Below are 26,976 nucleotides of genomic sequence, written 5' to 3' on the forward strand. Positions count from 1 at the left end.
AGTTTTTTATAAATCTAATTCAACAGCAATCGGACAGTGGTCTGAATGCTTAGCTTCAGGTAAAATATACGCTCTTGAAATTTTATCTTTCAATGGTTCAGTTACCATATTGTAATCAATACGCCAACCTTTGTTATTTGCTCTGGCATTTGCTCGATAACTCCACCATGAATACTCTTGTTTTTCCGGATGTATATGACGGAAACTATCGATAAAACCGCTATTTATAAACTTTCCTAACCACTCACGTTCTTCAGGTAAGAATCCTGAAACTCCTTTCATTTTTGGGTTATGAATATCTATTTCTTCATGACAAATGTTATAATCTCCACAAATAACTAAATTCGGAATTTCTTTTCTCAATTCAGTAGCATACTCAAGAATTTCATCCATATAATTGAACTTATAATCTAAGCGATCACTGTTAGTTCCTGAAGGTAAATACATACTCATTACAGACACCCCGTCAAAATCTACACGAAGATTTCTTCCCTCAAAATCCATTGACTCGATTCCTGTTCCGTACTCTACATGATTTGGTTCTTCTTTACAAAAAATTGCGACTGATGAGTATCCTTTTTTCTCTGCTGAAAACCAATAGTGAAAAGGGTATCCTGCATTTTCAAATTCAGTTACATCTAATTGTTCTTTGTGCGCTTTGGTTTCTTGAATACATATTACATCAGGATTTGCTGCTTGTAACCAATCGATAAATCCTTTTTTTAATGCCGCACGTATTCCGTTTACGTTGTATGAAATTATTTTCATTAAACTTCTTTTAATTTAACCTCAGGGTAAAAATATTGCTTTTTTATTTTATTTGAAAAGCTTGCCGAAAAGTATAAAACTTCGACAAGCTCTATTTGATATTTTCTTAATTATTAAGAAAAAGTTTAGTCTAGAATGATTGGTTCTTTTAAAAGAAACCAAGTGATTTGTGTTTTTTCTCCTGTTTGGGTTTGAATCTTCTTTTTTCTTGGAGAAAGAAGCATCCCTATAGGGATTAGTATTATAAGCCTAATAAGAAAATTATCAACGTGAAAAATCTTATCTAGAATTGCACTTCCTATAAATATAATTGCAAAAACTATGATAAAACTATTTTTTGCTAAGAACTTCATATTAAATATCCATCTCAGGAATTTCTCCTTCCACTATTAAAGTACCTTCAGTAGCCGCTTGAATTTCTTCAACAGATACTCCTGGAGCTCTTTCTAACAAGTAAAATTTATTGTCTTTAATTTCTAATACTGCTAAGTTGGTTACAATTTTTGTAACACATCCTACACCTGTTAATGGCAGTGAGCATCTTTTTAATAGTTTAGATTCTCCTGCTTTATTGGTATGCATCATCGCTACGATGATATTATCTGCTGAAGCTACTAAATCCATTGCTCCACCCATTCCTTTTACCATTTTTCCTGGTATTTTCCAGTTCGCAATATCACCATTTTCTGCAACCTCCATTGCTCCTAAAATAGTTAGGTGAACATGCTTTCCTCGAATCATTGAAAAACTCATTGCCGAGTCAAAAAAACTCGCCCCTGGCATAGTGGTGATGGTTTGTTTTCCTGCATTGATAATATCAGCATCTTCTTCTCCTTCAAAAGGAAAAGGCCCCATACCTAAAACACCATTTTCTGATTGAAATTCTACCTCAATATCATCACGAACAAAGTTGGCTACTAGTGTTGGAATTCCGATACCAAGATTTACATAATATCCGTTTTTTACTTCTTTTGCGATTCTTTTCGCGATTCCGTTTTTATCTAACATAACTAGCTTCTTTGTCTTACAGTTCGTTGTTCAATTCTCTTTTCATATTTCTCTCCTTGGAAAATGCGTTGTACAAAAATTCCTGGAATATGAATTTGATTTGGATCTAATTCTCCTACTGGAACTAACTCTTCAACTTCAGCGACAGTAATGGTAGCTGCTCCACACATATTTGGATTAAAGTTTCTTGAGGTTCCTTTAAAAATTAAGTTTCCAGCAGCATCTCCTTTCCATGCTTTTACAAAAGCAAAATCTGCTTTAAACGCTGGTTCTAACACATACATTTTTCCATCAAACTCACGAGTTTCTTTTCCTTCTGCTACTTCTGTACCATAACCTGCTGGGGTATAGAATGCTGGAAAACCTGCTTGCGCTGCTCTACATTTTTCAGCCAAAGTTCCTTGTGGAGTTAATTCAACTTCTAACTCTCCTGATAACATCTGGCGCTCAAATTCATCATTTTCTCCTACATAAGAAGAAATCATTTTTTTTATTTGACGATTTTGTAATAATAATCCTAAGCCAAAATCATCAACTCCTGCGTTATTAGAAATACAAGTAACATTTTTTACTCCTATTTTAACTAACTCTGCAATAGCATTTTCAGGAATACCGCATAAACCAAATCCTCCTAACATAAAAGTCATTCCGTCTTTTACACCTTCTAATGCTTCTTGTACGTTATTTACTTTTTTATTTATCATTATTATAGTTGTTGTTTTAAAGCTTCGTTACTAAAAATCCGTATCGTCAAGTTTCTCTTCTTCTCCTTCTTTCGAAGAATCTACTTTTGAACAATCCAAATTAATACTTATATCTTTTGGTTTTTCAAAACTTCCATTGCTTACATCTAAGGTCTTGTCCTCATAACACTTTCTCATAAAAATTCCCCAAGTAGGAAGTGCCATTGTTGCTCCTTGACCATATCTTAATCCTGCAAAGTGTGTTGCTCTGTCTTCTCCTCCAGCCCAAACACCTGTTGCTAGATTTGGGACTATTCCCATAAACCAACCATCAGATTGATTTTGAGTAGTACCAGTTTTACCAGCTATAGGGTTGGTAAACCCATAAGGAAAACCAGTAGCAGCATCTCCTGCATTCGTATAATTAGATCGTAACCTTGCACCCGAACCTGCCCTTGTTACTCCTTGCATTAAATCTAGTATTACATAGGCTGATTCTTCACTTAGTACCTCTTTGGTTTCAGGGACAAACTCTTGTAAAACAGTTCCGTTTTTGTCTTCTATTCGAGTAACCATTAGTGGACTTACACGTAATCCTTTATTTGCAAAAGTTGAATACGCACTTACCATTTCCATTAATGATAATTCAATAGCACCTAATGCAATAGACGGATTTGCCTCTAATTTAGATTTTATTCCTGCAGACTCTGCTAATCGTACCACATTTATTGGTGAGACTTTGTCTATTAACTGTGCAGTGATTACGTTTACAGAACCTGCTAAAGCATCTTTTAAGGTTAACTCTTCTCCATATTTACCTCCCGCATTTTTTGGTGTCCAGTCTTCTGGCATTCCATATTTTTCCTTAGGAATAGTATATGGTGTGTTAGGTAACTTATCACAAGGAGACATTTTTAATTGATTAATTGCTGTAGCATACACAAAAGGTTTAAAGGTAGAACCTACTTGCCTTTTTTGTTGCTCTACTGCATCGTATTTAAAATACTTATGGTTAATACCACCAACCCAAGCTTTAATATGACCTGTTTGCGGTTCAATAGATACTAAACCTGAACGTAAGAAATATTTATAATGTCGAATAGAATCATAAGGTGTCATCACTGTATCACGTTCACCTTTCCATGTGAAAATTCGCATATCTGTTGCGGTATTAAATACCTTATCTATTTCCTTTTCAGATTTACCTTCGGCCTTCATTCGTTTGTAACGATCTGAGTTTAGTTTAGCTCTTCGTAAAATTCTTTCTATATCTCTCTTATCTATATCATAAAAAGGAGCTGTTTTGTTACGCTTTTGCTCTTTATCAAAATACGTTTGAAGATTAGACATATGTTCTACTACAGCTTCTTCTGCGTATTGTTGCATACGCGAATCAATCGTTGTATAAATTTTTAATCCATCTTTATAAATATTATACTCTTCACCATTTGCCTTAGGGTGTTCTTTTGCCCAATCTTTTAAATAATTTCGTAAATGCTCTCTAAAATAGGTTGCCAAACCATCACTATGACTTTCAGGAGTGAAATTTATTTTTAAAGGTAACTTTTGTAATGAATCTTTTTGTTGTTCTGTTATAAACCCATTTTTTTCCATTTGAGCAAACACAACATTTCTACGAACTAACGATTTCGCTTTTGAACGTTCTCTATGTGGATTAAACTGCCTTGGGTTTTTTAACATTGCCACTAAAATAGCAGACTCTTGTAAGTCTAAATCTTTAGGTTCTTTTCCAAAATAAATACGAGCTGCTGAACGGATACCTACTGCATTAAAGATGAAGTCTTGAGTATTAAAATACATTGTTACTATTTCTTCTTTGGTATATTGACGCTCTAATTTAACTGCTACTACCCATTCTTTAAGTTTTTGTGATAGTCTTTTAAAAATATTGCTAGACCCACCTCTATTAAATAAGTTTTTAGCTAACTGTTGTGTTATTGTACTTGCTCCTCCTGATCTTCCTAAATTGGCAACTGCTCTAGCAGTTCCTCTAAAATCGATTCCTGAATGCTCATAAAAACGTTCATCTTCAGTAGCAACTACCGCTTTAATTAAATTTTCTGGTAAATCTTTATATTGAATTGGAGTTCTATTTGCATTTACATAGTATTTCCCTAAAGTTTTTCCATCTGACGAAATTACTTCTGTTGCTAAATCACTTTTAGGGTTTTCTAATTCTTCAAAAGTAGGTAACGCACCAAATACCCCCCATGAGGCCAGCAAAAAAAGAAGACCTAATGTTAGAAAGCCTCCAATAATAATACCCCAAAACCATTTAATATACTTACTAAAATTTGCTGTTTTTTTCTTTGTCATTTATTGTGTTTTTTCAATTCTAAATCCTACATGAGTAATTCCTTCCAGTTCTTCTATGCCTTGAACTTCTCCATTTTTTCGCATAGCTTGACGAACTTTAAAGGTATAATCTCCTGTGCTTGGAAATGTTATGTTTTCTTTATAAAAAAGTTTATTCTCTTTAATATCTGAAAAACCTTGTCCTAAAAATTTTCCTGTAACATCTGCCATATCATACTCTAAAGTATCTACAATAACTTGACCGTCTGGAAAATTCATTTGTGTTATTAAGAAAAGATTACTGTACTCGTAATCTTTATTATTTCTAAGGTTTATAAAAAGGTTTTTTTTATTTATTGAATCATTAACTGGAAAAGTAAATTGTATTGTATTGGTTCTATGCCAAGCACTTTTTGGAAGTGCCACATACTCATCAAAATCACTATTTGAATTACACGATACAATTAGTGTAGCTATAAAAAAAAGTAAACCAATTTTAGTTCTCATTATTGGGGTTGTTTTTAGTATCGCTATTGTTCTTTTTACGTTGGTTATTATTCCTTCTTCTCGGGTTTCTAGGTTTTTTTTGTTGTCCTTGAGTTGGCTTTTCTGTTGTACCTCCTTCTGGTTTTGGTTTCCTATTTCTAGGATTATTTTTAGGTCTTGGCTTTCTATTGTCAACTCTTTTTTTCTCTGGTTTCGGTTCTCCTTCTACCTTTTTTACCTGCTTAGCTTGAGGTTTCTTTGTCGTTTTAGGAATAGAAGCCTGATTCTCTGTTTTTTTGTTTACAGGTTTTTTTGGCCTTCTTCTGTTATTTCGACCTTTTTTAGGAGTATCAAAACGTGTTAAACTATCTTGACCTACAACATTTTCAAAATCTATCGGAGTTTCCTCTGCTATCTCTAATTCATATTCTTCTAACGGCAAAGCAAGTTCATTATTTTTATTTAATTCAATAATCTCTTGAACTTGATCTAACGATAATTTATACCATTTGAAACTTTCTTCTTTATAAGTATACCAAAGTAATTTTTTAAAGATGTCCATTTTTACAAAAACGGCATCTCCTTTTTCTGTTTTTAAAACTTTATCTTGCTTTGGGAAGCTTTGTAACGCATCTAAATACGTGTCTAATTCATAGTTTAAACAGCATTTTAACTTACCACATTGTCCTGCTAATTTTAACGGATTTAGCGACAATTGCTGATACCTAGCAGCAGCAGTATTTACTTTTCTAAAATCGGTTAACCAAGTAGAACAACATAGCTCTCTACCACAAGACCCTACACCCCCTAAACGAGCTGCTTCTTGACGCATACCTACCTGACGCATTTCTACACGAATAGAAAAAGCGCTTGCTAAATCACGAATTAACTGACGAAAATCTACACGATCATCGGCTGTATAATAAAAAGTAGCTTTGGTTGCGTCTCCTTGGTATTCAACATCTGAAAGTTTCATTTTCAACCCTAAACGACTGATAATTTCTCTTCCTTTTCGTTGTGTTTCTGGCTCTCTTCCTCTAGCTTCTTGCCAAACATCGATGTCTTTTTGTGAAGCTTTTCTGTAAATTTTCTTTACTTCCTCACTATCTACAGTAATTTTCTTCTTTTTCATTTGAACTCTCACAAGTTCTCCTGCTAAAGAAACTACTCCTACATCGTGACCCGATGAACCTTCTACCGCAACCACATCTCCCATGGAAATGGTTAGGTTTTCAGGATTTTTATAAAAGTGTTTTCGACCGTTTTTAAAACGGACTTCAAAAATATTAAATGGTGCTTCACCCGTAGGTAAAGTCATATTCGATAACCAATCAAAAACAGCAAGCTTATTTCCGCTTCCACAAGTACCTGTTGCACAATTTCCATTGCTCTTACATCCTTTAGGCACACCGTCTTTGTTAGTTGAGCAACTGCTACAACTCATACAATAGTATATTTTTAAAAGCTTTTTAAACCTGTAGTTTATACAGTATCAAAAAGCATTTTTTATTATTGACTTTCAACTAGATAAAATCTTTTTTATCACGTCTTTCCTTAATCTGTAAAGATACATATTCTGATGAAAAGTGAAAATCGATTTTTTGTTAAAAGAAAACCGCTACTTTTATCGTAAAAGCAGCGGTTTTTTATTATTAATTCTAATATTTTTTCTAGTTATTCTTTTTTGCCCAAGTATCACGTAAACCTACTGTTTTGTTGAATACTAAAGCTTCTGAAGTTGAATCATCATCCACATTAAAATACCCTAAACGTTGAAATTGGAAACGGTCTCCAATCTTTGCCGTTTGCAAACTAGGCTCAACGTAAGCAGTAATTTTCTCCAACGAATTCGGGTTTAAAAACTCCATAAAATCTTTGTCTTTATGACTGTCTGGAGCTTCATCTAAAAATAAACGATCGTACGCTCTTACCTCAGCTTTTACTGCGTGCTTTTTCGACACCCAATGAATCGTTCCTTTTACTTTACGCTTACTTTCTTCTGTTCCGCTTCCTGATTTACTTAACGGATCGTACGTACAGTGGATTTCAGTAATATTTCCATTTTCGTCTTTTATACAAGATTCTCCTTTTATGATATAAGCATTCTTTAAACGAACTTCTTTACCAATGGTTAAACGGAAATATTTCTTATTTGCTTCTTCTTTAAAATCGTCTCTTTCAATGTACAATTCTTTTGAAAAAGGCACTTCTCTTGATCCTGAGTTTTCATCTTCAGGATTATTTTCTGCAATTAAAATTTCCTCTTCTCCTTCAGGATAGTTCGTAATTACCAACTTCACAGGATCTAAAACTGCCATTACTCTGTTCGCCGTTTTGTTTAAATCTTCACGGATTTTAAACTCTAACAACGCTACATCAATCACATTTTCACGTTTTGAAACCCCTACAGTTTCCACGAAACTACGGATAGAAGCAGGTGTATAACCACGACGACGTAACCCTGAAATAGTTGGCATGCGTGGATCATCCCATCCAGAAACAACACCTTCTTCTACCAACTTCATCAGCTTACGCTTACTCATCACTGTATAGCTTAAGTTTAAACGTGAAAACTCACGTTGTTTTGGTGGTAATGGATATTCTGATTGACTATACTCATACACATTATCTCTAAACCAATTGTAAAGCTCACGGTGAGGTTTAAATTCTAATGAACATAACGAGTGTGAAATTTGCTCTATATAATCACTTTCACCATGCGTCCAATCGTACATTGGGTAAATTACCCAATCGTTTCCTGTACGGTGGTGTGCCTTTTTTAAGATACGATACATAATAGGGTCACGCATTAACATGTTTGGTGAAGTCATATCAATTTTAGCACGTAAAACATGCGAACCTTCATCAAACTCACCATTTTTCATGCGTGTGAATAAATCTAGGTTTTCTTCTACACTTCTGTCACGATAAGGACCTGCAACTCCTGGTTGCGTTGGTGTTCCTTTTTGTTCAGCCATTGCTTCTGAAGATTGACTATCTACATACGCTTTTCCATCTTTAATTAATTGAACTGCCCAATCATAAAGCTGCTGGAAATAATCAGAAGAATAACATTCGTTTTCCCATTGATACCCTAACCAAGCTACATCGCGCTTAATAGCATCTACATACTCTTGCTCTTCTTTTGCTGGGTTGGTATCATCAAAACGAAGGTTTACAGGAGCGTTGTACTTTTCTCCTAAACCAAAACTTATACCAATAGCTTTAGTATGCCCAATGTGTAAATACCCATTTGGTTCTGGTGGAAAACGAAAACGTAAATTTTCTTTTGGCATTCCGTTTGCCAAATCCTCTTCAATAATTTGCTCTAAAAAATTCAATGATTTCTTTTCTTCTGACATTCTGAATTGTTAATTGTCTTTGTTCAATCTTCTGTAATTTCTTCCATCAATCCCTCTTAAAAGAATTTATTGGTGAAATTAAGCCACAAAATTACATAGAATCTGTGAGATATTTACACAAAGAAAACTAAGGATTAAACTTTTACAACAAAAAAACGGAAACCTAAACAAGTTTCCGTTTTTTTATTTTTATACAATTCGGTTTTATTTACCGTAAGAATTGTTTGCCTGATTTACATCTGCCATTAATTTAGACGGATCAATTTCAACTGATTTCACATCCTTTTGGGTTGTAAAAGTATATGTTGGATGTGCAAAAGTCCAATCGGTAATAACTGTAGCGTTGGTTGGTTTTTCTCCACGCATCATACGTAACGGAATATTGAATGATTCTTTTGAACCATCTGTATACGTTACCTCAACATCAATAGGCATTGGCATTTGACCAATACGCTCTAAGGTAATTACTTTTCCATTAACAGACTTAATTCCGTAATCAATAGTATGTGTTGTTTGAGTCCATTCATTTAAATACCAATCTAACTGAAGTCCTGAAACTTTTTCGGCTGTACGCTTAATGTCGTTGGGTGTTGGGTGTTTAAACGCAAAATCTTCAAAATACTTTTTTAAGGTTTTTGCTACATTTTCTTCCCCAATAATATATTCTAATTGTGATAAGAAAATGTTCCCTTTAGAATAACTTGCAACTCCATATGCTGTATTAGTATGATATCTATCAGCATGCGTTGTTAAAGGCTCTTCAATATTATTTCCCACCACATAATTGTATCCTCTGTAAGAACCAGCATGCGGATTTTCTTTTCCTTCTCTTAAGATTTCATTTTCTGCTTTGTTTGAAATATAGGTTGTAAACCCTTCATCCATCCAAGGGTGCTTGCTTTCGTTCGTTGCTAATAAGAATTGGAACCAAGTATGCGCTAATTCGTGTGCTGTTACACCAAATAAGCTTCCCCATTTACGTTGCCCAGTAATTAGTGTACACATTGCATACTCCATACCTCCATCTCCTCCTTGGATAACTGAGTATTGCTTGTACGGATACTCACCTATATGCTTACTGAAATACTCCATTAACTCAGCTGTTTTTGGTTGTAACTTCTTCCAGTTTGCTAAATATTCAGCATCTAATGTTTTTTTGTATAAGAAATGTAAATCGATACCGTTTTTCATTTTATATGTATCGTGAATAAACTCCGGATCTGCCCCCCATGTAAAATCATGTACATCTGGTGCTGTAAATTTCCAAGTTAATTTATCTCCTGAAGGAAGGTTTAATGGTTGCTTTTTATCTTCGTAACCATGACCTACTTCTTGTGGATTTTGTACATATCCTGTTCCTCCAACTACATAGTTCTTGTCAATATGTAATGTTACATCAAAATTACCCCAAACTCCGTGAAACTCTCTTCCTAAGTATGGTGGTGTATGCCAACCTTCAAAATCGTATTCTGCCATTTTAGGATACCATTGTGTCATAGACAAAGCTACTCCCTCTGCACTATTACGCCCTGAACGACGGATTTGTTTTGGTACTTGAGCATCAAAAATCATATCAAAAGTTACGCTTTGCCCTGGTTGAATTGGCTCATTTAACGTAACCTCTAAAATAGTTCCAACAGTTTCATGGTTTACCGCTGTTCCATTTTGTTTTAAAGAGTTTACTTTGATATATCCTATTTCTGATGGTGATAATTTACTAATTCTGTCTCCTACTCTTCTATCTGGATCTTGAATGTTTCTCGAGCGAACATCCATTTGAGAGTTAGGCTGAAAAGCATTAAAGTATAAATGATAAAACACTTTATCTAACACATCTGGTGAATTATTTGTGTACACCAGTTTTTGAATTCCTTTGTATTGATAGGTTTTTACATCCATATCAATATCCATTGTATAATCTACATGCTGTTGCCAATAGCCATTATTGGTAGTTTGCTTATTCTCATGTGCTTTTACCACATTAGTATCAGTGCCGTTTTTCATTGTAGCACATGAAACTATTGGCAATAATAAAAGGCTAAAAATTATTTTCTTCATATTAAACTGGTTTAATTCCCATTGAGGTTAGTGTTCTTTTCAAACTCTTTAATTCTTCTTCATTTTTTAATATTGGAAAACTACGTCTTTTTCCGTTTTGTAACTTTAAAAAAATACGTTCTCTTCCGTAAGCTACTTTTGTTTCTAGTCCTGCTATTTCTTTTAATGAATATTTAGACTTCCACGATCTTTTTACAACGTAATACAATATTACTGCTACTGAAACTAAAGCCAATAGAAACATAAAACTAAACAATAATTCATTATTTTGATAACTCATTAAGTATAGTTGAACTCCCATATTAACACCGTTAACAAACATTAAAATTACAACTAACCAAGAATGCTTAGGTACTTCGTCTTTAATAGTTAGTTCTTCTGTTTTTTTATTGAACTCTAATTGCATAGCTTTTTCATTATAACAAAAAAAGAGCATCAAAAAATAATGCTCTTTTTTAGCTAATTTATATTAGTCTTATTTTCTTCCGTTAACCATTCTATCAGCCATTCTAACTGCATTGTAAGCGTTTACAACACGTCCTGAAACTGATAATTCTGAGAAAGGAACTTTTACAGGCTCATTACCATATCTAGCTCCTGTTCCTGGTTTTACAACTTCAAAATCAATCTTAGTTCCTGAATTCATTAAGATGTGCTTTACTTGACTTGCTGTTAATTTAGGATAGTAAGAACGTACTAATGCTGCTACCCCTGCTGCTGCTGGAGAAGCCATAGAAGTTCCGTTGAATTTCTTGTACTCATTGTCAGGAGTAGTTGAATATACTTGCACTCCTGGAGCAAATACATCTACATTCTTTTTACCGTAGTTAGAGAATGTTGCTGGTAAATTCTCATTGTAATTAGCGCTCATTGCACCAATTGTTAAGAAGTTATCTGCAACCTCAGTTAATAAATCTGGAGCATCGTTAGGGAATGTTTTTTCAACATCAATGTTTTTACCATCATTTCCTGCTGCGTTTACAATTAATACGTCTTTAGAAGCCGCATACTTAATTGCATCGTAAACCCACTCTTTGTTTGGTGAAAATGCTTTACCAAAACTTGTGTTGATTACTTTTGCTCCATTATCAACTGCATAACGAATACCTAACGCTACGTCTTTATCATACTCATCTCCGTCAGAAACTGAACGAACTGCCATAATTTTTACGTTATTAGCAACACCATCCATACCTTTACCATTGCTACGAGTTGCACCAACAATTCCTGATACGTGAGAACCGTGAGCTTCTCCTTTTTCAGAGTGCCCTGTGTTACCGTTTCCATATCCTGGCTTATCGTTAATATCGTAAGCATTGTCTCCTACTACTGTACGGTAATCTGTTTTTAAGTTTTCTCCATCAATTGTTTTTTGAGCATTTTTAATACCTTTTTCAAAGTACTCTTTTGCTTCAGTTAACGAATCAAAGTATCCTAACATTCTAGTTGCAAATTCCTTTGCATTACCTATCATTGGATCGTTTGTATTGATAGCCTCAACTTCCTCTTTTGTGTAAGAAGATTTTCCGAAGTATTTTGTTAATGCTTTATCAGACTCAATTGCTCCTGTTTTTAAGTTACCGTAGCGACCAACTGTTTTCTTAGCTTCATCTACTTTTTCAGCTTGAAAAGCTTTTACTTCTGCTAAGGTTTCAGCATCTGCAACTTCTGGCTTCATTAAAATACGCTCGTACTCTAAGTGCTCTTTATATGAATCTCCTAAAAAGTTCCATCCGTTGATATCATCAACATAACCATTTTTATCATTGTCTTTTCCATCTCCTGCAACTTCTTTGGTGTTTACCCAAGCTACATCTACTAAATCTTCGTGTTTTAAATCAGTACCCGAATCAACTACACCAACAACAACCTCAACATGTTTTTTTCCTTTTAAGAATTCATACGCTTTGTTAACGCTCATTCCAGGAATTGTATCAGTTGCTAAATCTAAGTGTTGCCAGTTTTCTTGTTCATAATCTGTTAACTCAGCTTTTTTTGCTGGAATATTAACTACTGTATTGCTTCCTGCTGGTACAGGGATTTTGCTTACTGTGTTACAACTAGCTAAAGTAGCTACTGCAATTGCCGAGTAAAATACGGGCTTTAAAACTCTCATAATCTCTATCTTAATTAAAAATATCTGTAAATTTAAATGTCTCTTTTAAGCGAACTCCTTTTTCAGTATGTTTTACAGTTATTAGCTCATTATAAGCATCGTGCTCTAAAAACAGGTAAAACTCTTTATCGGCAGCTTCATTTAAGAAAGCTTCTTTTTCTTTTAAGGTAAGTAGCGGTCTTGTATCATAACCCATTACATACGGTAATGGAACGTGTCCTGCTGTTGGTAACAAATCTGCCATAAATACTAAGGTTTTTCCTTGGTATTCTATTTTAGGCAACATCTGTTTTTCTGTGTGCCCGTCTTTAAATAAAACATCAAAACCAACATAATCTTTTGCGTTTAGATGCAAAAAATTTAGCTGTCCACTTTCTTCAATTGGTAAGATGTTTTCTTTTAAGAAGGACGCTTTTTCACGTGCATTAGGGTGAACAGCCCAATCCCAGTGACGTTGGTTACTCCAAAAACGTGCGTTTTTAAAGGCTGGCTCGTACCCTGTTCTATCTTTATTCCATTGTATTGCTCCTCCACAGTGATCAAAATGTAAGTGTGTTAAAAATACATCGGTGATGTCATCTCTATGGAAACCATATTTTGCTAAAGAAGTGTCTAATGAAAAGTCTCCATATAAATAATAATAACCAAAAAATTTATCGGACTGTTTATTTCCAATTCCCGTATCGATTAAGGTTAATCGATCTCCATCTTCAATCAACATACAACGCATGCCCATTGAGATCATATTGTTTTCATCGGCTGGATTTGTCTTCTGCCAAATCGATTTTGGAACCACGCCAAACATAGCGCCTCCGTCTAATTTAAAGTTACCTGTTTCTATCGGATAAATTCGCATAACGACAAAGATGCAGAATTTTAGCGAATTAATTTGTTAATAAAAACAAAAAAGCACATCTATACGATGTGCTTTTAGAGGTGTCGAGCGGATTCGAACCGCTGTAGATGGTGTTGCAGACCACTGCCTAGCCACTCGGCCACGACACCTTATATTGATAAGGACTGCAAATTTACAGCTTTTATCTTTTTTTGCAAGCTTTTTTTACTTTTTACGCACTTCCGACAAAACAATTGCTACCTCAGCAACATTTCCTCCAATAGGTGGATTAATTTTTGCTACGCTAACCTCCGCTTCATCAACTAATTGTATCTCCCTAAAGATTCTTTCTAAAATTCGTTTTGCAACATGCTCTAGTAATTTAGAACGAATTGCCATTTCTTCTTTTACAATTTGATTCAAATGCACATAATCTACTGTATCAACCAAATCATCAGTTTGTGCTGATTTTTGTAAATCGGCTTTTACTTCGATATCTACTCTATATTCCGATCCTATTCTTGCTTCTTCATCTAAGCATCCGTGATTTGTAAAAACACGAATGTCGTTTACACGTATTATTCCCATGTCGCAAAAATAGTAATGTTTCTTTATTTAAGTCGTGTAAATTTTATTTCAAAAAAAAGAGGAAAATAAAATTGTTTTCCTCCTTTATAATTTCTTTTTTTAAAGAATTTCGAATGTTTGAGTCAATCCACCTATAGTCACTTTATATTTTCCTTTAGGTAAATAATAATTGTCATTCTTTGCTTTTTTAATTTCAGCCTCTTTATGTTTTTTCATGTATTTCTTTCTTCCTTTTTCTGAAAAAGAAACATCATATACAACCTCGTTAAATCCTTTTGTTGCATTCATTTTTATAGTGTTTACCAAGATATCATCTGAAGAATACACTTCTAACACAAGCTCTTTATCAGAATTTACATAAAATGGAATGGTAACACTTGGTGTATAAGGCTCTAACCACTTACTCCAAGAGCTTCCCCAAGAATTTCTTTTTTTAATATTCTTTATACTAAAAATAGCTTCTTTACTGTTAAACTCTTGTAACGAAGTAACATCTGCTTTGTATAAACTACGTCCGTGGGTACCTACTAATAAATGTTTTGCTTTTGGTTGAATTACTAAATCGTGCACTGCTACATTTGGTAAACCATTACTAAACGCTTCCCAAGTTTCTCCTTGATTAAAAGAAACATACAATCCGTTATCGGTTCCTAGGTATAAAATATTTTCTTTTTCTGGATCTTCCTTAATCACATTTACCGCAGAAGTTGGAATATTACTACTAATGCTTTTCCATGTTTTTCCGTAATCATCAGAAACGTACACATACGGAGTAAAATCATCAAAACGATACCCATTTAACGTAACATATACACGCTCTTTCTTATACTTTGAAGCTATTACACGACTTACCCATAAGTTTTGCGGAAAAGAATTAGAAATTTTCTCCCAACTTCCTCCTCCGTTTTTAGTCACTTGTACCAACCCATCATCAGATCCTACATAGATTAACCCAAATTGAAACGAACTTTCAGAAATAGTAGTTAATGTTCCGTAAGCTACATTGCCTTCTTTTTCTCCTTTGGTTAAATCTCCTGAGATTTCTTCCCAATCATCACCTTTATTTAGTGAACGGTGTAACTTATTCCCTCCTAAATACAAGATATCTTGATTGTGTTTTGACAACAAAATTGGTGTTTGCCAATTAAATCGATATGCTGGCTTATCTTTTTTTGGTTTTGGCTGAATATAGGTTTGTTTTCCCGTAGCTCTATCAATTCGATAATAGTTTCCAAATTGATACCCCGTATATACAATATTAGGGTTTCTATCATCAACAGCAACCTGCATACCATCACCTCCCATTAAACTTTCATAAGGATTCTTTCCTGTTTGATGCCAGCTTTTGTCAATTTTTGCATTATGATTTCCTACCCAAACTCCGTTGTCTTGTAATCCACCATATACCTTGTACACTTCTTGATTATCCGCATATACGGTATAAAATTGACCAACTGCTGGTTGATTTAATTTAATCCAGCTTTCACCATCATCGTATGAAATATTTAATCCTCCATCATTACCATCAATTAGGTGTCCTTGTTTTTTAGGATTTACCCATAATGCTTGATGATCGGCATGTACATTTTCTTTACTAATAGATGTAAATGTTTTTCCTCCATCTTTTGATTTTAAAATAGGAACTCCTAATACGTAAATTCCATTTTCATCTTGCGGGTCTACACGAACTTCCCCAAAATAGTATCCATATGAATAGTACAAATCATCTAAATACCCTTCATGTGTTTTTTTCCATGTTTTTCCTCCGTTGATCGTTTTAAAAACCTCCGCTCCTATTACTGGAGTATCAAATAATGCAGCATTAGCGTCTTTTAAGTAACCAACCAAATCACTAGGTCTCATTTCTCCTGGACTTGAGCGAATGATTTGTTTAATATTTTCTGCACGATATTTCTCTTGAAGACCATTCATTTTAATATATGAATTCAATTTTTTGTCTTTCATATTTAAAAGTTCATCTGTCGAAATTGAAGCAAGTTCTTCTTTTGTCAAAGCTCCTGAACCTTTAGCTTGCTTCGTAGAATCTTTCTTTCTTCGGAATTGACTATCGTGAAAAGCATACACTGTGTTTTCATCATAAACCGCTAAACCAATTCTTCCTACTCCATCTCCGTTAGGAAAACCATTGTTCTCAGAAATTTTAGTCCATGTATTTCCTGCATCTGTCGATTTATAAATTGCTGAATTTTTTCCGTCTCCATCAAAATTCCATGCTTTACGCTCACGTTCCCATGCAGCAGCATATAAAATATTAAAGTTATTTGGTACAGGCTGAATATCTATAATTCCTGTATTTTCATCAATAAACAAGGTTTTTGTCCATGTTTTACCTCCATCAGAAGTTTTAAAAACTCCTCTTTCATTATTAGATGAGTATAAATGACCTATAGAACCAACGATTACCTCATCTGGGTTGTTTGGATTGATTAAAATACGACCTATATGGTGAGAATCAAGTAGTCCTACATTTGCCCAAGTTTTACCTTTGTCGGTAGATTTTAAAATCCCGATTCCTGCATACGACGAACGAGAAGAATTATTTTCTCCCGTACCTACCCAAATTGTTCCGTTTTTCCAATCTACAGCAATATCACCTACATTTTGTGTAGGAGAGTTGTCTAATATTGGAGTAAAAGTCGTTCCGTTATTATTGGTATGCCATACTCCTCCAGAGGCATATCCTACATAAAATTCTGTTGGGTCTATTGGGTTTACATCAATATCTACCACACGTCCACTCATTACTGTAGGTCCAATACTTTTAAATGAAATGTTTTTTACCGTGGAGTTTTTTGTCAATGCTTCTTTTTGCTGTAAAGCCTCTTGTATTTTTTCTGCTGAAGTAGGTTGTTGAGCAACTACTGTAAATGGCAACAAAGCAATACAAACTTTTGCTAAGTTTTTCATGATCATTTGGTTTAGTAAGTTGGTGAAAATACTGTAAGTAAAAACTATTTCAAAAAAATTAACAGAAATTTGGGGTATTTCCTCCAAGTAATACACCCACAAAAAATTATTAGATTTGTGTTAACTCAATTACATAAAGCTATGACTATTTTTATTCTTTCTGTTAGCGAACATATTTATTCAACACAAAGAATATACAAAGAAGCTCTTCGTAGAGGTCATAAAGTTGAAATTGTCAATCATTTAAAATGCTCTATCAAACTAGGCAAAGGTAAACCTGCAATTATTTATCAGGGCAAAGACATTGTTGATATTCCCGATGTAATAATACCTCGAATAGGCTTTTCTGCAATGAGACATGGAGCTGCTGTGGTTAAAGAGTTTGAACTAAACGGAGTGTACAGTACTGCTAATTCATCGGGCATTTTAAAAGCACAAAACAAAATAGAGACCTTACAAATAGCCAATAGAAATGAGTTACCGATACCACAAACTGTTTTTTCAGTAAATCCTGAAAATGTAGCAGAACAAATAGATTTATTAGGAGAAGCTCCTATCATAATTAAATTACAAGAAGGCACACACGGATCTGGAGTAATTTTAGCAGAAAGTAAAAAATCTGCTATTTCTATTATTGATACTTTATACAGTTCTAATACCGGTATTTTATTACAAGAATTCATTAAAGAAAGTAATAGCGAAGATATTCGTGCTTTTGTAGTTGGAAATAAAGTAATTTCTTCAATGAAACGCAAAGGGTTAGATGATGATTTTCGTTCTAATATTCATAAAGGAGGAAGTGGACACAAAGTTACTTTAACTGCTGAGGAAGAAGAAATAGCTATTAAAGCAGCTCGATACTTAGAACTTCCTATTGCTGGCGTTGATATGATACGATCAAAAAGAGGTCCCTTATTAATTGAAGTTAACTCGACTCCTGGATTACAAGGAATTGAAACATATACCAAAGATAATATTGCTAAAACTATTATTAAATTTTTAGAAGAAAATGTTCTACCAAAACTTTAAAAACGAAACCATAGAAATAAGAGGGCAAAAGATAAAGTTGGGTGAATCTAAACTCATCCGAATTCCAATTGACCGATTACCTACAGGAACCCTCATAGAAATTCCTGTATATATTTTTAATGGTGATGAAGTGGGGCCAACTATTTTATTACAAGGCGGTTTGCATGGAGACGAGGTAAATAGCGTAGAATTGGTACGAAGAATGTTAATTGATAAATCGTATAAAATTCATCGTGGTTGTGTTATTGTCGTGCCTTTATTAAATGTATTTGGTTTCTTAAACATGTCTCGCGACATGCATGGTAAAGATGTAAATCGAAGCTTTCCTGGGTCAAAAACAGGATCTTTAGCCAGCAGAATGGCATATTATCTGATAAAAGAAATAACTAATAATGTAGATTTCGCTATTGATTATCATACAGGCGGTGAACAACGTAACAATTTTCCACAAATACGATACACCCCTCAAGATGAGATAGGGCTTCAACTAGCCAATATTTTTAATGCTCCTTTTATGTTTGGTTCTAGCCTTATTCCAAAATCTTTTAGAAATCAATGCTATAAAAACAATATTCCTGTAATTGTATATGAAGGAGGAGAATCATTAAGACTAGAAGAAAAAGCCATTCAACAAGGAATTGACGGAACACTTCGTGTTTTAAAACACTTTAAAATGATACATGAAAAAGTTCAAGTTCCTAAAAAAAAATCTTCTATTCACATTAAAAAAAGAAGATGGATACGTGCTAAAGTTGCAGGACTCTTTACACCAACGGTTCATAATGGTGAAAAAGTAGAAAAAGGACAAATTTTAGGGCATATTATGGATACTTATGGGGAAACAAACTTTACTGTAAAATCTTCAGCAAATGGCTATATCATTGCTAAAAATAACTTTCCAATTATTAATATGGGAGATGCTTTATTTCACCTAGGAAATACATAACTAATTGATTTTATTTGTTTTATAATTTATTTTTTACGTTCTTCAATTCAAATTAACTAATTAACTAATCAAAAATTATAGATTATGGAATTTCTTATTAGCTTATTAAGCGGTGCTGTAGGAGGTAATCTTGCAGGAGCTGTATTAAAAAAGTATTCTTTAGGCACCCTTTGGAACTCTGTTGTAGGGATTTTTGGTGGTGGCCTCGGAGCTCAACTGTTAGGAATGCTAAACATTGATATTTCTGGTATTATCGGAAACATTGCTGGAAGTGGTGTTGGTGGAGCTGTTTTACTGGTTATTGTTGGTATCATTAAAAGCGCCATGGCTAAAAGTTAAACACAAATAAAACTAAAGAAAAGACGCCCTAAATAAGGCGTCTTTTTTATTTATAGACGAAGCCCAATAAATAGCAGTACCTTTGTAAGCTCATAGTGGTGTCTTAATTTAGATCCTACTGAAGAATTATATATGACATTTACATCGTTAGGTTTATCAAAAGCTTTAGTGAAAGCTGTAACCGAAAAAGGGTACGAAACCCCCTCTCCTATTCAAGAAAAAGCAATTCCAGTTATTTTAGAAGGCAAAGACGTATTAGCTTCTGCACAAACCGGAACAGGGAAAACTGCAGGATTTACCTTGCCTATTTTACAAAATATATCAGAAAAAAAGAATCCAAAATATCGTCCAATCAAAGCATTGGTACTAACACCTACAAGAGAATTAGCGGCGCAAGTTTATGATAATGTACGCGAATACAGTACACATTTAAATATTAAATCTACCGCTATTTTTGGCGGAGTAAAACCAAGCACTCAAATAGCAACACTTAAAAACGGAATTGATGTTTTGGTGGCTACTCCTGGTAGATTAATAGATTTACACGAACAAAATCAACTTTCTTTAAAACGTGTAGACGTTTTGGTTTTAGATGAAGCCGACAGAATGCTTGACATGGGTTTTTTACGAGATATTAAAAAAATTATCTCATTTTTACCTCAAAAACGTCAAAACTTGTTGTTTTCGGCAACTTTTTCAAAAGAAATAAAAAAATTAGCAGAAGGTATTTTACACAATCCTGTGATGGTTGAAGCAGCTCCTGAAAATACAACTGCCGAAAAAGTAAATCAAAAACTATATAAAGTTCCGAAAAGCAAGAAAACCGAATTAGTTGGTCAATTAATTTCAAAAGGAAATTGGAGTCAGGTATTAATTTTTACTCGAACTAAACATGGTGCTAATAGATTGACTGAAAAACTAGTTAAAAGAGGAATTTCTGCCGCAGCTATTCACGGAAACAAAAGTCAAGGAGCAAGAACCAAAGCCTTAAAAGGATTTAAAGATAACTCTATTCGTGTTTTGGTGGCTACTGATATTGCTGCACGTGGATTAGACATTCCATTACTACCGCATGTTATTAATTTTGAACTTCCAAACGTTCCTGAAGATTATGTACACCGAATTGGTAGAACAGGAAGAGCTGGTGCTAGCGGAGAAGCTATTTCATTAGTATCGCAAGAAGAGGAAGCATACTTAAAAAGTATTGAGAAGTTATTAGGACAAAAAATTATCGTTTCTCAGTTAGAAGGGTTTGATTTATCTACCATAAAAGATGAAGTTAAAACTGAACGACCAAAGCAACAACCTAGAAATAAACCAGCTAAAAAATCATTTAGAACGTCTTCTGATCCAAAGAAAAAAACAAAAAAGACCTCGGCAGAAAGCTCAAAAAAACATACTCCTAGAAAGCGAAATAACCGTAACAGAAGGAATAATAACAAAACATCTAACTAGTTAAAGCTAAAATAACATTTTACTCCTTTAATTATCAATGCTTTTGACATTTTACTTATTAGGTAAAACAATATTTCGGTACAAATCTTGTTATATAGTAGTGTATTACAAAACCAATATAATTATGAAAAAAAATGTTTTTTTATTAGTTGCTTTAGCAACTTTTTTCACCGCTTTTATTAGCTGTTCTAACGATGATCCTAAAACATCTCAAGTAGAAGTTCGCTTAGTTGATGCTCCAGGAGATTACGATGCAGTAAACATTGACGTGCAAGACGTGATGATTAATGCAAATGATGGAGAAAACGGATGGAAGAGCTTAGGGAACGTAACCCCACAAGTTTATGACTTACTAGAATTAACCGGAGGTATTGATGCTTTATTAGTTGATACTGAAATTCCTGCTGGAAAAATTAGCCAAATCCGTTTGGTTTTAGGTGATAACAACTCGATTGTAGTAGATGGACAATTATATCCATTAGCAACCCCTAGCGCTCAACAATCAGGATTAAAATTAAACGTACATCAAAATTTAGTTGGAGGTGTAAAGTATACCTTTATTTTAGACTTTATGGTTGACAAATCAATCGTGGTTGAAGGTAATGGTACTTATAGTTTAAAACCAACTATTAGAGTTATTACCGAAGCTGCTTCAGGTGCTATTTCTGGAATGGTAAATCCTTTTGATTATCAAGTAGAAGTTAGCGCTGTTTCTGGAGAAGAAGAGGCAATCACAACCTATACCAATGAAGAAGGTAAATTTATGTTACACGGAGTGCCAGCAGGTACTTATAGCGTAACCTTTACTCCAGACGAGGCTTCTGGCTTAGCACCAAAAACTGTTGAAGGAGTTAATTCTGTACTAGGTGAAAACACCGATATGGGAACTATTGAGTTAGTAGAATAATTCTTATAAAGATAAACTCTTTAAGAGGCTATTTCAAAACGTCATTTTCGAATATAGGAAATTTCATCTGTTACAAGTTAAGGGATATTTTTTGTAATTGACTTCTCAAATTCATTCAAAATGACATCAAATTAGATGTTTTGAAATAGCTTCTTTTTTTATATTTTTAAGCTAAAATTTATTTCCATAAATGGACGCTTCTAAAAAAGCTATTACACAGCGTATACAAAACATCATAAATGATGAAACCTTAAATAATTTAATCCCTGAAATTATTGATAGTTTTAATGAGTTTTCCTTATCTAAAAATGAGTTTTTAGTAAAAAAAGGAGATCCTTGTCGTTATTTCTGTTTTGTAGAAAGTGGGATTTTACAATACGCTGTTACCGTTTCTGGACAAGAAAAAACTACCTATTTAGCTTTAAGAAACGGATTCGCCTCTTCCTTAAAGAGTTTTTTACAACAAACTCCTTCCCCAAAAAACATTAAAGCTTTAAGTGCTTGTAAACTTTGGGGGCTAACAATTGGTGATTTTAAACACCTTATAAAAAACAACAGAGCTTTTCATCAATTTTATTACAATTTTATAGAAAATCAAATTTTTTTAATTGATGATTACCGTATTGATTTACTGACGTTAACTCCTGAAGAACGTTATAAAAAACTACTTATTAACGAGCCTAAGCTTCTTCAAGAAGTTCCTTTACATTATTTAGCTTCTTTTTTAGGGATTTCTACTCGACACATGAGTAGGATTCGAAAAAACATAAATTAGCGCCAAATGGCTAATATTTGCACAGTTTCTTTCCGTATTTTTGAAGGACTTTATTAAGTTTTATTTAAAACATGATGAAACATCCATAATTAAACAGAGATAAAATAATTTAGATGTTACATCTGACCATTAAAAAACAATAAATTATTAACAGATGAAATACCATGCAATAAATAGCCAGTTGTTTACTAAAAATCGTAAAAACTTTATGGCACAAATGAAGCCAAATAGTTTAGCTGTTTTTAACTCAAACGACATATATCCTGTAAGTGCAGATAGTACTCTGCCTTTTGAACAACACCGAGATATTTTCTTTTTAAGCGGAGTTGATCAAGAAGAGAGTATCTTAATTTTATTCCCTGATTGTCCGAAAGAAAATTTACGTGAAGTTTTATTTTTACGTGAAACTAATGAGCATATTGCTGTTTGGGAAGGTGAAAAGCTAACCAAAGAAAAGGCTTTAGAAACTAGTGGAATAAAAAACGTACACTGGTTACAAGATTTAGAAAAAGTATTAGCTGAAATGATGGCCTTAGCCGATACAGTTTACATCAACACTAACGAACATTACCGTGCTACTGTTGAAACTGAAACTCGCGAAGCTCGTTTTACTAAATGGTTATTAAATAAATATCCTGCACATTCAGTAGCAAAGAGCAATCCTATTTTACAACGTTTACGTTCAATAAAAGATCAAATCGAGATTGATTTAATTCAAACCGCTTGTGATATTACTGAAAAAGGATTCAGACGTGTATTAGATTTCGTAAAACCTGGTGTTTGGGAATATGAAGTAGAGGCAGAATACATTCACGAATTTATTAGAAACCGTTCTAAAAAATTCGCTTATACACCAATTATTGCATCAGGTAACAACGCAAACGTGTTACACTACATTGAAAACAACCAACAATGTAAAGCTGGTGATTTATTATTGATGGATGTAGGAGCTGAATATGCAAATTATTCATCAGATATGACTCGTACCATTCCTGTTTCTGGGCGTTTTACTGACAGACAAAAAGCAGTATACAATGCTGTAAATCGCGTAAAAAATGACGCGACAAAAATGTTAGTTCCTGGAACTCTTTGGGCTGATTATCATGTAGAAGTTGGTAAATTAATGACTTCTGAGTTATTAGGTTTAGGCTTATTAGACAAAGCAGATGTTCAAAATGAAGATCCTAATTGGCCAGCATATAAAAAGTATTTTATGCACGGTACTTCTCACCACATGGGATTAGATACGCATGACTACGGATTGTTACACCAACCAATGGAAGCTAATATGGTATTTACAGTAGAACCTGGTATTTATATTCCAAAGGAAGGTTTTGGTATTCGTTTAGAAGACGATGTTGTTATTCAAGAAACAGGTGAGCCATTTAACTTAATGCGCAACATACCTATTGATGCAGACGAAATAGAAGATATTATGAATAAATAGTATCGTTTTACATACATTAAAAACGTCATTACTTTTCTAATAGAAAAGTAATGACGTTTTTCTTTTTTATTTCATCCTAAAGCTAAGAAAAAAATACTTCTACTGGATCTCTATTCTTTTTTATTATTTTAGCTCCAAAAATTGTTATTATATGACTTATTTAGGAATGATTGGTCCTTGGCAAATTCTCTTAATCTTAATTATTTTACTTGGAATTATACCAACCATTATTGCTCTCGTTGATATTTTAAAAAGTGAGTTTAAAGGAAACAATAAAATTGTTTGGGTTTTAGTAGTTTTATTTGCCAACTTTTTTGGCGCTGTCTTATATTTCTTAATTGGAAGAGAACAAAAAATAAAAGAGTAAACAAAAGTTTATCATAAAAAACAGTAAAAAATCCCTACTAATTAGCAGGGATTTACTTTGTTATCTATCTATTTAATTTTTAAATTCGGCTCGCTCCTCATGTTACTAATGAGTTTGCAAACTTTTTACTTTATCTAGTACATAATTAACGTGTTGTTTCTCATTAGTTTTTCTACTAACAACTAAACTATTTAATTATGGAACTAAACGAAACAAAACTACACGACTTATTAGGAAAAGTGGTTACCGAAATGGGTGCTGCAGCTAATGGACCTCTTGTTACCATTGGTGACAAACTAGGATTGTATAAATCTCTTTCAGAATCTGAAGCATTATCTTCTAATGAATTGGCAGATAAAACAAACACATCAGAAAGATATGTAAGAGAATGGTTAGCTGCACAAGCTGCTTCTGGGTACGTAGAATATGATGCCGCTAATAATAATTTTTTCATGACTCCTGAACAAACTGCTGTTTTTGGTAATTCGAAAAGCCCTGTTTTTATGACAGGAGGATTTTATGCTGTGTCTTCAGTATATCATGACGAACCAAAAGTTGAAGAAGCTTTTAAAACAGGAAAAGGAATTTCTTGGGGAGATCATAACACTTGTTTATTTTGTGGTACCGAAAAGTTTTTCAGTCCATCTTATGAAGGAAACTTGATTGATAATTGGTTACCAGCATTAGATGGTGTTGTTGATAAATTAAAAAAAGGAGCTAAAGTTGCTGATATTGGTTGTGGTCATGCAGCTTCAACAATTATAATGGCTAAAGCATTTCCAAATTCTACTTTTATAGGCTTTGATTTTCATGAAGAATCTATTAACCAAGCAAGAAAAAGAGCTGAAGATGCCAATGTTAACAACATAACTTTTCAAGTTGCCACAGCTAAAGATTTTCCTGGTAAAGATTATGATCTTATTTGTTTTTTTGATTGTTTACACGATATGGGCGACCCTGTTGGAGCTTGTAAACATGTAAAAGAAGCTCTAAAACCTGATGGAACTTGTATGATTGTAGAACCTTTTGCTAATGATTCATTAGAAGAAAATCTTAATCCTATCGGAAGAGCTTTTTATGCATTTTCTACCACTATATGTACTCCTTGTTCTTTAAATCAAGAAGTTGGACTTGCTTTAGGGGCTCAAGCAGGAGAAAAAAAGATAGGAATGGTCGCTAATGAAGGTGGTTTTTCTAAATTTAGGGTTGCAACTCATAATCCATTCAACCTAATATTTGAAGCAAAACCATAAATAACACAAATTAAAAAAGCCCTTAGGTAAGGGCTTTTTTAAATCTATTCTACTTTCAATGTGTATTGAGGTGTTGGATTCAACGGGCAAAAATATACATACTCTCCTTTTGCTAACGTTACTTCTTTAGTGTTTGACTTACTGTTATTCTTTACTAAAGAGGTTACGTATGCTTCTTTAATATGGTGTTTTTCATCTGTCTTTCCTTTAGGTGCTAATACAAACCCAACATCATGTCCTACATTTTTATTTGAAATTTCAAAAACATAAGTCCCTGCTGGAAGTGTTAATGATTTTTGAGTAAAAACTCCTTTGGTTTGCTCTAATGTTACTGTTTTTACTTTTTGTGCATTGGCTTGAAAAACAACACCAACTAGTAATACTAAGATTATAATAATTCGTTTCATTTTAATTGTTTTTATTATGATTATCATTTTTTAAAACAAGTAGTTCTGCAACCGTCCCCCATTAATAATAAAATATATTATTTACGAATACAAAACTTACTTGTTTTTTAAACGCTTTGTGTAAATTTTCCTGCTTCTACTTTTGGAAAATCAACTTCTGTTTCTGCTATATGATTTACATAATTAGTTAATGTATTAGAAACAACATTTAATAAAATTTCTAAAATGTCTTCATCAGTATATCCTACTGCTTTAACTTCTGCAATTTCTTCTGGACTTACATTTCCTCTATTTCTTGTAATACTTTGAGCAAACTGTAATCCTACTTTAGTTTTAACGTCTGATGCTTCTGCTTGTCTATTTTGCTCTATTTCATCTTCTGTCAAACCATTCATTTTACCGATAGCTGTGTGAGCAGACAAACAATAATCACAAGTATTTTCCTCAGCTATTGCCAATGCTAATTGTTCTCTAAATTTATTAGAAAAATTACCTGTTACAGCAATATCTCCTAAGCTCAAATAACTTTGTAAAAGTGTTGGTGAATTTCCCATTACTTTAATTATGTTCGGAATAAATCCTACTTTTTTCTGAACAGCTTCGAATAATTCTTTCGATTTTCCTGTTGTAGTTTCTGGGTTTAATGTTTTAATTCTTGTACTCATAATTTTACTATTTTAAAATTGTCTTTTTAGTTTGTTTTTTCACAGTTACATAATTCTCTTTCTGGAAACTGCTCATCATATTCTTGATACCCCCAACAATTAGGGCATTGGTTAATTTCTGTTTTCATAATTCATTGGTTTTGAATTCTGATACAAAGATGCGACGGGAGTTAACCTCAAAAAATGGACAAAAGTTCTTAAAGCTTGTACATCTGTTTTATCTAACAATTTTCTTACA

The 26,976-nt window shown here is 33.4% G+C and carries 25 protein-coding genes and 1 tRNA gene; 9 read left to right on the forward strand and 17 right to left on the reverse strand.

The window, feature by feature from the left end; genetic code table 11:
* Window positions 1-6 precede the first annotated feature (6 nt).
* From C8N26_RS02215 to C8N26_RS02285, 15 genes are all read right to left on the reverse strand, one after another.
* Complete coding sequence (locus C8N26_RS02215; protein WP_028891536.1) at window positions 7-768, reverse strand: exodeoxyribonuclease III; 762 nt, start codon at window positions 766-768, stop codon at window positions 7-9.
* Window positions 769-893: 125 nt separating this feature from the next.
* The gene (locus C8N26_RS02220) at window positions 894-1,121 is read right to left on the reverse strand and encodes a hypothetical protein (RefSeq protein WP_028891537.1); all 228 of its coding nucleotides are present in this window, start codon (window positions 1,119-1,121) and stop codon (window positions 894-896) included.
* A 1-nt stretch (window position 1,122) separates the two neighbouring features.
* Window positions 1,123-1,776, reverse strand: a complete 654-nt coding sequence (locus C8N26_RS02225) for a 3-oxoacid CoA-transferase subunit B (RefSeq protein ID WP_120185830.1) — start codon at window positions 1,774-1,776, stop codon at window positions 1,123-1,125.
* Window positions 1,777-1,778: 2 nt separating this feature from the next.
* Complete coding sequence (locus tag C8N26_RS02230; RefSeq protein ID WP_120185831.1) at window positions 1,779-2,480, reverse strand: CoA transferase subunit A; 702 nt, start codon at window positions 2,478-2,480, stop codon at window positions 1,779-1,781.
* A gap of 30 nt (window positions 2,481-2,510) precedes the next feature.
* A complete protein-coding gene (locus C8N26_RS02235; protein WP_120185832.1) occupies window positions 2,511-4,796 on the reverse strand; it encodes a transglycosylase domain-containing protein in 2,286 nt (761 codons plus the stop codon).
* Window positions 4,797-5,282: a gliding motility lipoprotein GldH gene (locus C8N26_RS02240; RefSeq protein WP_081728287.1), complete on the reverse strand. Its 486-nt coding sequence runs from the start codon at window positions 5,280-5,282 to the stop codon at window positions 4,797-4,799.
* Window positions 5,272-6,705: a regulatory iron-sulfur-containing complex subunit RicT gene (gene ricT, locus C8N26_RS02245; RefSeq protein WP_120185833.1), complete on the reverse strand. Its 1,434-nt coding sequence runs from the start codon at window positions 6,703-6,705 to the stop codon at window positions 5,272-5,274. The genes C8N26_RS02240 and ricT overlap by 11 nt, the downstream gene beginning before the upstream one ends.
* Before the next feature lie 226 nt (window positions 6,706-6,931).
* The gene (locus C8N26_RS02250; RefSeq protein ID WP_120185834.1) at window positions 6,932-8,623 is read right to left on the reverse strand and encodes a glutamine--tRNA ligase/YqeY domain fusion protein; all 1,692 of its coding nucleotides are present in this window, start codon (window positions 8,621-8,623) and stop codon (window positions 6,932-6,934) included.
* A 204-nt stretch (window positions 8,624-8,827) separates the two neighbouring features.
* Window positions 8,828-10,681, reverse strand: coding sequence for a M1 family metallopeptidase (locus C8N26_RS02255; RefSeq protein ID WP_211327778.1), 1,854 nt, complete (start codon window positions 10,679-10,681; stop codon window positions 8,828-8,830).
* Between the two features lies 1 nt (window position 10,682).
* Window positions 10,683-11,087 (reverse strand): hypothetical protein, encoded by a 405-nt coding sequence (locus C8N26_RS02260; RefSeq protein WP_147418474.1) that lies wholly within the window; start codon window positions 11,085-11,087, stop codon window positions 10,683-10,685.
* A gap of 69 nt (window positions 11,088-11,156) precedes the next feature.
* On the reverse strand, window positions 11,157-12,797 hold the full coding sequence (locus C8N26_RS02265) for a S8 family serine peptidase (protein WP_120185837.1): 1,641 nt from the start codon (window positions 12,795-12,797) through the stop codon (window positions 11,157-11,159).
* Window positions 12,798-12,807: 10 nt separating this feature from the next.
* Window positions 12,808-13,653 (reverse strand): MBL fold metallo-hydrolase, encoded by an 846-nt coding sequence (locus C8N26_RS02270; RefSeq protein WP_028891547.1) that lies wholly within the window; start codon window positions 13,651-13,653, stop codon window positions 12,808-12,810.
* A 78-nt stretch (window positions 13,654-13,731) separates the two neighbouring features.
* Window positions 13,732-13,802 (reverse strand) — tRNA-Cys (locus C8N26_RS02275).
* 55 nt (window positions 13,803-13,857) lie between these two features.
* Entirely contained in the window at window positions 13,858-14,220 is a 363-nt protein-coding gene (gene folB, locus C8N26_RS02280) for a dihydroneopterin aldolase (RefSeq protein ID WP_120185838.1), read from the reverse strand.
* A gap of 99 nt (window positions 14,221-14,319) precedes the next feature.
* Window positions 14,320-17,148 (reverse strand): VPS10 domain-containing protein, encoded by a 2,829-nt coding sequence (locus C8N26_RS02285; protein ID WP_120185839.1) that lies wholly within the window; start codon window positions 17,146-17,148, stop codon window positions 14,320-14,322.
* Between the two features lie 141 nt (window positions 17,149-17,289).
* On the opposite strand from C8N26_RS02285, the gene C8N26_RS02290 reads away from it, so the two are divergent.
* From C8N26_RS02290 to C8N26_RS02330, 9 genes are all read left to right on the forward strand, one after another.
* Window positions 17,290-18,177 carry a RimK family alpha-L-glutamate ligase gene (locus tag C8N26_RS02290; RefSeq protein WP_120185840.1) on the forward strand — a complete coding sequence of 296 codons (888 nt, stop codon included), beginning with the start codon at window positions 17,290-17,292 and terminating at the stop codon, window positions 18,175-18,177.
* Window positions 18,158-19,123, forward strand: coding sequence for a succinylglutamate desuccinylase/aspartoacylase family protein (locus C8N26_RS02295; RefSeq protein WP_120185841.1), 966 nt, complete (start codon window positions 18,158-18,160; stop codon window positions 19,121-19,123). Before C8N26_RS02290 ends, C8N26_RS02295 begins: the two co-directional genes overlap by 20 nt.
* Window positions 19,124-19,207: 84 nt before the next feature.
* The gene (locus tag C8N26_RS02300) at window positions 19,208-19,462 is read left to right on the forward strand and encodes a hypothetical protein (RefSeq protein WP_120185842.1); all 255 of its coding nucleotides are present in this window, start codon (window positions 19,208-19,210) and stop codon (window positions 19,460-19,462) included.
* A gap of 132 nt (window positions 19,463-19,594) precedes the next feature.
* A complete protein-coding gene (locus C8N26_RS02305) occupies window positions 19,595-20,917 on the forward strand; it encodes a DEAD/DEAH box helicase (RefSeq protein WP_120185843.1) in 1,323 nt (440 codons plus the stop codon).
* A 124-nt stretch (window positions 20,918-21,041) separates the two neighbouring features.
* On the forward strand, window positions 21,042-21,824 hold the full coding sequence (locus tag C8N26_RS02310) for a DUF4382 domain-containing protein (protein WP_120185844.1): 783 nt from the start codon (window positions 21,042-21,044) through the stop codon (window positions 21,822-21,824).
* Window positions 21,825-22,014: 190 nt separating this feature from the next.
* Window positions 22,015-22,599, forward strand: a complete 585-nt coding sequence (locus C8N26_RS02315) for a Crp/Fnr family transcriptional regulator (protein WP_120185845.1) — start codon at window positions 22,015-22,017, stop codon at window positions 22,597-22,599.
* Between the two features lie 154 nt (window positions 22,600-22,753).
* Complete coding sequence (locus C8N26_RS02320; protein WP_120185846.1) at window positions 22,754-24,046, forward strand: aminopeptidase P family protein; 1,293 nt, start codon at window positions 22,754-22,756, stop codon at window positions 24,044-24,046.
* A 151-nt stretch (window positions 24,047-24,197) separates the two neighbouring features.
* Window positions 24,198-24,413 carry a PLD nuclease N-terminal domain-containing protein gene (locus C8N26_RS02325; RefSeq protein WP_120185847.1) on the forward strand — a complete coding sequence of 72 codons (216 nt, stop codon included), beginning with the start codon at window positions 24,198-24,200 and terminating at the stop codon, window positions 24,411-24,413.
* Between the two features lie 197 nt (window positions 24,414-24,610).
* The gene (locus C8N26_RS02330; RefSeq protein WP_120185848.1) at window positions 24,611-25,666 is read left to right on the forward strand and encodes a class I SAM-dependent methyltransferase; all 1,056 of its coding nucleotides are present in this window, start codon (window positions 24,611-24,613) and stop codon (window positions 25,664-25,666) included.
* A 44-nt stretch (window positions 25,667-25,710) separates the two neighbouring features.
* Here C8N26_RS02330 and C8N26_RS02335 read toward each other — a convergent pair whose 3' ends face one another.
* Window positions 25,711-26,073 carry a cupredoxin domain-containing protein gene (locus C8N26_RS02335; RefSeq protein ID WP_120185849.1) on the reverse strand — a complete coding sequence of 121 codons (363 nt, stop codon included), beginning with the start codon at window positions 26,071-26,073 and terminating at the stop codon, window positions 25,711-25,713.
* Between the two features lie 107 nt (window positions 26,074-26,180).
* The gene (locus tag C8N26_RS02340) at window positions 26,181-26,738 is read right to left on the reverse strand and encodes a carboxymuconolactone decarboxylase family protein (protein WP_120185850.1); all 558 of its coding nucleotides are present in this window, start codon (window positions 26,736-26,738) and stop codon (window positions 26,181-26,183) included.
* Window positions 26,739-26,976 lie beyond the last annotated feature (238 nt).

The organism is Tenacibaculum lutimaris, assembly GCF_003610735.1.
In the GTDB taxonomy this organism is placed as follows: Bacteria; Bacteroidota; Bacteroidia; order Flavobacteriales; family Flavobacteriaceae; genus Polaribacter; species Polaribacter lutimaris.

Coding starts and splice junctions, on each gene's coding strand:
- C8N26_RS02285 (WP_120185839.1), bottom strand. CDS start 17,148: ATGAAAAACTTAGCAAAAGTTTGTATTGCTTTGTTGCCATTTACAGTA.
- C8N26_RS02270 (WP_028891547.1), bottom strand. CDS start 13,653: ATGCGAATTTATCCGATAGAAACAGGTAACTTTAAATTAGACGGAGGC.
- C8N26_RS02215 (WP_028891536.1), bottom strand. CDS start 768: ATGAAAATAATTTCATACAACGTAAACGGAATACGTGCGGCATTAAAA.
- C8N26_RS02300 (WP_120185842.1), top strand. CDS start 19,208: ATGGAATTTCTTATTAGCTTATTAAGCGGTGCTGTAGGAGGTAATCTT.
- folB (WP_120185838.1), bottom strand. CDS start 14,220: ATGGGAATAATACGTGTAAACGACATTCGTGTTTTTACAAATCACGGA.
- C8N26_RS02235 (WP_120185832.1), bottom strand. CDS start 4,796: ATGACAAAGAAAAAAACAGCAAATTTTAGTAAGTATATTAAATGGTTT.
- C8N26_RS02260 (WP_147418474.1), bottom strand. CDS start 11,087: ATGCAATTAGAGTTCAATAAAAAAACAGAAGAACTAACTATTAAAGAC.
- C8N26_RS02305 (WP_120185843.1), top strand. CDS start 19,595: ATGACATTTACATCGTTAGGTTTATCAAAAGCTTTAGTGAAAGCTGTA.
- C8N26_RS02240 (WP_081728287.1), bottom strand. CDS start 5,282: ATGAGAACTAAAATTGGTTTACTTTTTTTTATAGCTACACTAATTGTA.
- C8N26_RS02325 (WP_120185847.1), top strand. CDS start 24,198: ATGACTTATTTAGGAATGATTGGTCCTTGGCAAATTCTCTTAATCTTA.
- ricT (WP_120185833.1), bottom strand. CDS start 6,705: ATGAGTTGTAGCAGTTGCTCAACTAACAAAGACGGTGTGCCTAAAGGA.
- C8N26_RS02220 (WP_028891537.1), bottom strand. CDS start 1,121: ATGAAGTTCTTAGCAAAAAATAGTTTTATCATAGTTTTTGCAATTATA.
- C8N26_RS02320 (WP_120185846.1), top strand. CDS start 22,754: ATGAAATACCATGCAATAAATAGCCAGTTGTTTACTAAAAATCGTAAA.
- C8N26_RS02255 (WP_211327778.1), bottom strand. CDS start 10,681: ATGAAGAAAATAATTTTTAGCCTTTTATTATTGCCAATAGTTTCATGT.
- C8N26_RS02295 (WP_120185841.1), top strand. CDS start 18,158: ATGTTCTACCAAAACTTTAAAAACGAAACCATAGAAATAAGAGGGCAA.
- C8N26_RS02315 (WP_120185845.1), top strand. CDS start 22,015: ATGGACGCTTCTAAAAAAGCTATTACACAGCGTATACAAAACATCATA.
- C8N26_RS02250 (WP_120185834.1), bottom strand. CDS start 8,623: ATGTCAGAAGAAAAGAAATCATTGAATTTTTTAGAGCAAATTATTGAA.
- C8N26_RS02290 (WP_120185840.1), top strand. CDS start 17,290: ATGACTATTTTTATTCTTTCTGTTAGCGAACATATTTATTCAACACAA.
- C8N26_RS02340 (WP_120185850.1), bottom strand. CDS start 26,738: ATGAGTACAAGAATTAAAACATTAAACCCAGAAACTACAACAGGAAAA.
- C8N26_RS02335 (WP_120185849.1), bottom strand. CDS start 26,073: ATGAAACGAATTATTATAATCTTAGTATTACTAGTTGGTGTTGTTTTT.
- C8N26_RS02230 (WP_120185831.1), bottom strand. CDS start 2,480: ATGATAAATAAAAAAGTAAATAACGTACAAGAAGCATTAGAAGGTGTA.
- C8N26_RS02225 (WP_120185830.1), bottom strand. CDS start 1,776: ATGTTAGATAAAAACGGAATCGCGAAAAGAATCGCAAAAGAAGTAAAA.
- C8N26_RS02310 (WP_120185844.1), top strand. CDS start 21,042: ATGAAAAAAAATGTTTTTTTATTAGTTGCTTTAGCAACTTTTTTCACC.
- C8N26_RS02330 (WP_120185848.1), top strand. CDS start 24,611: ATGGAACTAAACGAAACAAAACTACACGACTTATTAGGAAAAGTGGTT.
- C8N26_RS02265 (WP_120185837.1), bottom strand. CDS start 12,797: ATGAGAGTTTTAAAGCCCGTATTTTACTCGGCAATTGCAGTAGCTACT.